A 4393-nucleotide genomic window follows, 5' to 3' on the forward strand; every position below is an offset into this window, starting at 1 on the left:
CCCCGGCCGGGCGCCGGGCCGCCGGCCGGCTACACGCTCTGGCCGCAGCCACCGCCCGGTGGGTGCCGCGCGGGCGGGTAATGGTCGAGCCGGCCCAGCAGGTCGGCGAGTGTGTCCAGTTCGTCGGGGCTGAAGTGGCTGGTCACGTGTTTGGACACCCCGGCGAGATGGGTCCGGGACGCGACCCGCAGCCGTTGGCGGCCCTCCGGGGTGAGGGTGGCCAGCGTCCCCCGCGCGTCCGACGGACACGAGCGGCGCTCGACCAGGCCCTCACGTTCCAGCCGGTCGACCAGCCGGGTCAGTCCGCTGCGCGACAGCAGCACCGCCTCCGCGAGCTCGTTCATCCGCAACGCGCCTTCCGGCGCCTCGGAAAGCTGCACCAGCACGTCGTAGGAGGCCAGCGGCAAATGGTGCTCGGTTTCGAGGTCGCTTTCCAGCTTGCGGGTAACGTAGGAATGAGCTCGCAGGAACTGACGCCACGCGCGCATCGATCGCGGGTCGACCAGCGGTTCCTGTTCCACTGTTTGCTCGTCCACCGTCACGTGGATCAGAGTACGTCGGCACTATGGGCGCGGGCTCGGACTCGCCAGGGATGTCAGATGATCGACAATTTGACCGACCTCGACGGGTTGACAGCCGGCCCATCACCTCTCGACAGCCGCGCCCGGCCCGTGGACGGCCGTGGGCGGCCCGGTCACGCCAGGGCGCCGGTCGGCGCGCCGCCGAGCACCGCTCGCCCGGGGGCCGTGCCGTCCGCGCCGGAAGCGGCCGGGTTCGTACCTTGTCGGACGCGTCCAGGCTGGACCTACGGTTATGGTGGACGTGCAGGCGTGCCGGCAGGAGCCGCACGCACCATCACACAGACCGGTCGAGGTTCTCTTGTCTGCTTCCCGGCCTAGCGCGGACGCGATCCAGGCAGCTCTCGCAACGGTGCTCGACCCTGAGATCGGGCGTCCGATCACCGAACTGGACATGGTCGAGTCGGTACGTGTCACCGACGACAACACCGTGGACGTCGTGGTGTTGCTGACGGTCGCGGGCTGCCCGATGCGCGAGGAGATCGTCTCTCGGGTCGATCGGGCGGTCACCGCGGTGCCGGGCGTGCGAGGCACGCGGGTCCGCCTCGAGGTGATGACGGCCGAGCAGCGCGCCGCCCTGCACACGAAGCTGCGCGGAGGAACCGCCACCCGGGCGATCCCGTTCGCCCAGCCCGGCTCGCTGACCCGGGTGTACGGGGTGGCCAGCGGCAAGGGCGGCGTCGGCAAGTCGTCGGTGACGGTCAACCTGGCCGCGGCGATGGCCCGCTCCGGACTGTCGGTCGGCGTCCTCGATGCCGACATCTACGGGCACTCGATCCCCCGGATGCTGGGCGTGGACCGTCTGCCCACCCAGGTCGAAAAGATGATCATGCCGCCGCAGGCGCACGGCGTCAAGGTCATCTCCACCGGTATGTTCACCCGGGGAAACCAGCCTGTGACATGGCGTGGCCCCATGCTGCACCGCGCGCTGGAGCAGTTCCTCTCGGACGTGTTCTGGGGCGACCTCGACGTCCTGCTGCTCGACCTGCCCCCGGGCACCGGCGACATCGCGATCTCGTTGGCGCAGCTCGTGCCCTCCTCCGAGCTTCTTGTGGTCACCACTCCGCAGCTCGCCGCGACCGAGGTCGCGGAGCGGGCCGGCACAGTGGCGGTCCAGACCCGGCAGAACGTCGTCGGCGTGGTCGAGAACATGGCGTGGCTGCCCTGCCCGCACTGTGACGGGCGGGTGGACGTCTTCGGCTCCGGCGGCGGCATCGCCGTGGCCGAGCGCCTCAGCCGGGTCCTCGGGCACGCGGTGCCCCTGCTCGGGCAGGTGCCGATCGACGTCCGGCTGCGGGAAGGCGGAGACAATGGCGTCCCGCTGGCGATCTCCGATCCGGACTCCGAAGCGGGGAAGATCCTCCGGGGGGTGGCCGAACGCCTGTCGTCCCGCTCCCGTGGGCTGGCGGGCCGTTCCCTCGGCCTCACTCCGGCCCGGCAGCACTGACCGCGGCGGATCCCTCAGCCGGCTCCTGTCGGCGATCTTCCGAGTACGATCTCGGAGCAAGGCGGGAACGAGCAGGGCAGTGGCCTGCGGGAACACTGATAGGACGCGGCTGCCCCCCGAACAGCCTCCTGGACCGTCCGTCCAACGGCCTTCCGGGCGGGCCGGGAACTCAGGTCGCGTCGCCGTCGAACGGCGGCGCGACCGGCGGCTGGCCGGCCGCGGTACCGCCGCCAGCCGTGGGAGAGGCGCCACCGCCGGCTCCGGAGGACACCTCTGGGCCCGGCCGGCCCGAGCTGTCGGACGTGCTCTTCGTCAGGGAGGTGGCCTTCGCCAGGGAGGCGGAAGCCGCGGACCCGGGCGACGACGTGGTCAACGACGGCCCGGTCGAGGACGGCTTGGCCAGGGACGTTCCATCCGGCGACGCCTTGGCCAGCGACAGAGTGGGCTTCACCTGGATGGCGGCGTCCTCATAGGAACCGGAGTCGTAGGAAAGCCGCGGACGAGGCGGATCCACCGCCCCGGGCAGGGCGTCGGAGTCGTCGTCGAAGAGCATCTTGTCGAAGGACGTCCGCTTGGACAGGTAGGACGGCAGCACCGGATCGTCGTCCTCGAGCAGGTGCTTGCGGACGAAGGTCTTGGGGTGCAGGGTCCGCAGATCGAGGTCGGCGAACTCCGGGCCGAGCTCGGAGCGCAGCTCCTCGCGCATCCCGGTGGCGGCCTGGCGGATCTGACGCAGCATCCGGCCCGCGTCGCGGGCGACCTTGGGCAGCCGCTCCGGGCCGAACACGAAGAGGCCGATCACCAACAGGACAGCGATCTCGCCCCATCCAACGCCGTTGAACACAGTTTCACACTACCCTGCAATCGCGATCAACGAAACAGGCTTGCCGACATCCACCGGCCAGCCGTCGCCCGGGCCACGCCTGACCGGTCTCCAACTATGCGGACAACGCCCGGACAACCACCCATCGCAGTGTCGTCGTCACAATACTGTCATCGCAATGTCACCGCCATCATACGATCATTGTGTTTCTGGCATCACAACGTCGCCATCATCGCAACGGCTCCGGAACCGGAGCTCCGGGGCCGGCCCCGGAGCCCGAGCATCGACCGCGTTCCGCCCACCTACCCGTACCAGCCGTCAACCCCGTACCAAGCCGTCAACCAGCGGACACGGGCATCCGACACGGCCGGCCGTGGCCGCACGGTCAGCCGGACTGCTCCCGCAGGGTCACCTGAGCAGCCTGCGCCCGGCCGTCCCGCTCGAACGTCACAGTGATCCGTTCGCCGGCCCGGTGTGCCCGGGTCGCCGTGATCAGATCGTTGATGCTACCGACAGCGACGTCTCCGATCCTGGTGATGAGATCGCCGGGACGCAGCCCGGCCAGTGCCGCCGGCCCCCCGGCCTCGACGCCACGGACCAGGACACCGGCGGACGTCCCGGCCCCCGTGGGGGCGTTCGCCGCAACCGTGACCGCGGACACCCCGATGTGCGGATGGGTGGCCCGCCCAGTCTGGATGATCTCATCGGCCACCGACTTCGCGTAGTCGATCGGGATGGCGAAACCGACACCGATGTTCCCGGACATGCCATGCTCACCGTAACCACCGGGCACTGTCGCGATCGCCGTGTTAATGCCGATGACCTGGCCGCTCCCGTCCAGCAGCGGACCGCCCGAATTGCCCGGGTTGATGGCGGCGTCGGTCTGGATCGCGCCGATGAGCAGCGACTCCCCGCCGGATTCCACCGGCACGGTCGGGTCACGGTCCAGCGCGCTGACGATACCGGTGGTCACGGTCCCGGCCAGCCCCAGGGGCGCGCCGATGGCGACCAGGGGGGCGCCGACCACGAGCGACCCGGAACGCCCCAGCGTCGCCGCGGGCAGCGGGCCGTCCGCCCGGATCCGGATGACGGCGAGGTCGGTCCTGGGATCACGGCCGACGATCTCCGCTGGCATCGGCTGCAGGTCCTGGTAGCGGGTCACCGAGACGCGCGCCTTCGCACTGACGTTGGCCAGCACGTGGTTGTTGGTCAGGATGTAGCCGTCCGGCCTGATGATCACACCGGAGCCGGTCGCGGTCGCGGCCTGGGTGACCACACTGATCGTGACCACGGACGGCAGCACCCGCGCGGCGATGACGGAGACCGGGACGCTGCGTTCACCCGGGGCCGGCGTGCCGCCGCCTGCCGCGCCCTGCGACGCGGGCGCGGACGAGGCCGTCCAGCCGTGGTCGCCACCGGACGCGCCGTAGGCACCGATCATGCCACCGACCACCCCGCCGAGCAGCCCCGCGAGCAGCAGCGCCAGCACCGGGAGCGACGAAAGGCGGCGGAATCTCGCCGGCGCGGCCCGGCGCGGCCCACCCG

4 protein-coding genes are annotated in these 4393 nt (G+C 70.8%); 1 reads left to right on the forward strand and 3 read right to left on the reverse strand.

What is annotated here, in order from left to right; all coding sequences use genetic code 11:
• Positions 1 to 29: 29 nt before the first annotated feature.
• Positions 30 to 488, reverse strand: coding sequence for a MarR family winged helix-turn-helix transcriptional regulator (locus AC5LUJ_RS11130; protein ID WP_250285990.1), 459 nt, complete (start codon positions 486 to 488; stop codon positions 30 to 32).
• 391 nt (positions 489 to 879) lie between these two features.
• On the opposite strand from AC5LUJ_RS11130, the gene AC5LUJ_RS11135 reads away from it, so the two are divergent.
• A complete protein-coding gene (locus AC5LUJ_RS11135; RefSeq protein WP_250285989.1) occupies positions 880 to 2025 on the forward strand; it encodes an Mrp/NBP35 family ATP-binding protein in 1146 nt (381 codons plus the stop codon).
• Between the two features lie 169 nt (positions 2026 to 2194).
• Here AC5LUJ_RS11135 and tatB read toward each other — a convergent pair whose 3' ends face one another.
• Both tatB and AC5LUJ_RS11145 read right to left on the reverse strand, forming a co-directional pair.
• Positions 2195 to 2869 carry a Sec-independent protein translocase protein TatB gene (gene tatB, locus AC5LUJ_RS11140; protein ID WP_250285988.1) on the reverse strand — a complete coding sequence of 225 codons (675 nt, stop codon included), beginning with the start codon at positions 2867 to 2869 and terminating at the stop codon, positions 2195 to 2197.
• Between the two features lie 364 nt (positions 2870 to 3233).
• The coding region (locus AC5LUJ_RS11145; RefSeq protein ID WP_493464903.1) for a S1C family serine protease at positions 3234 to 4393 on the reverse strand (1160 nt) is incomplete at its 5' end.

Source organism: Protofrankia sp. CiP1_Cm_nod3, assembly GCF_982290655.1.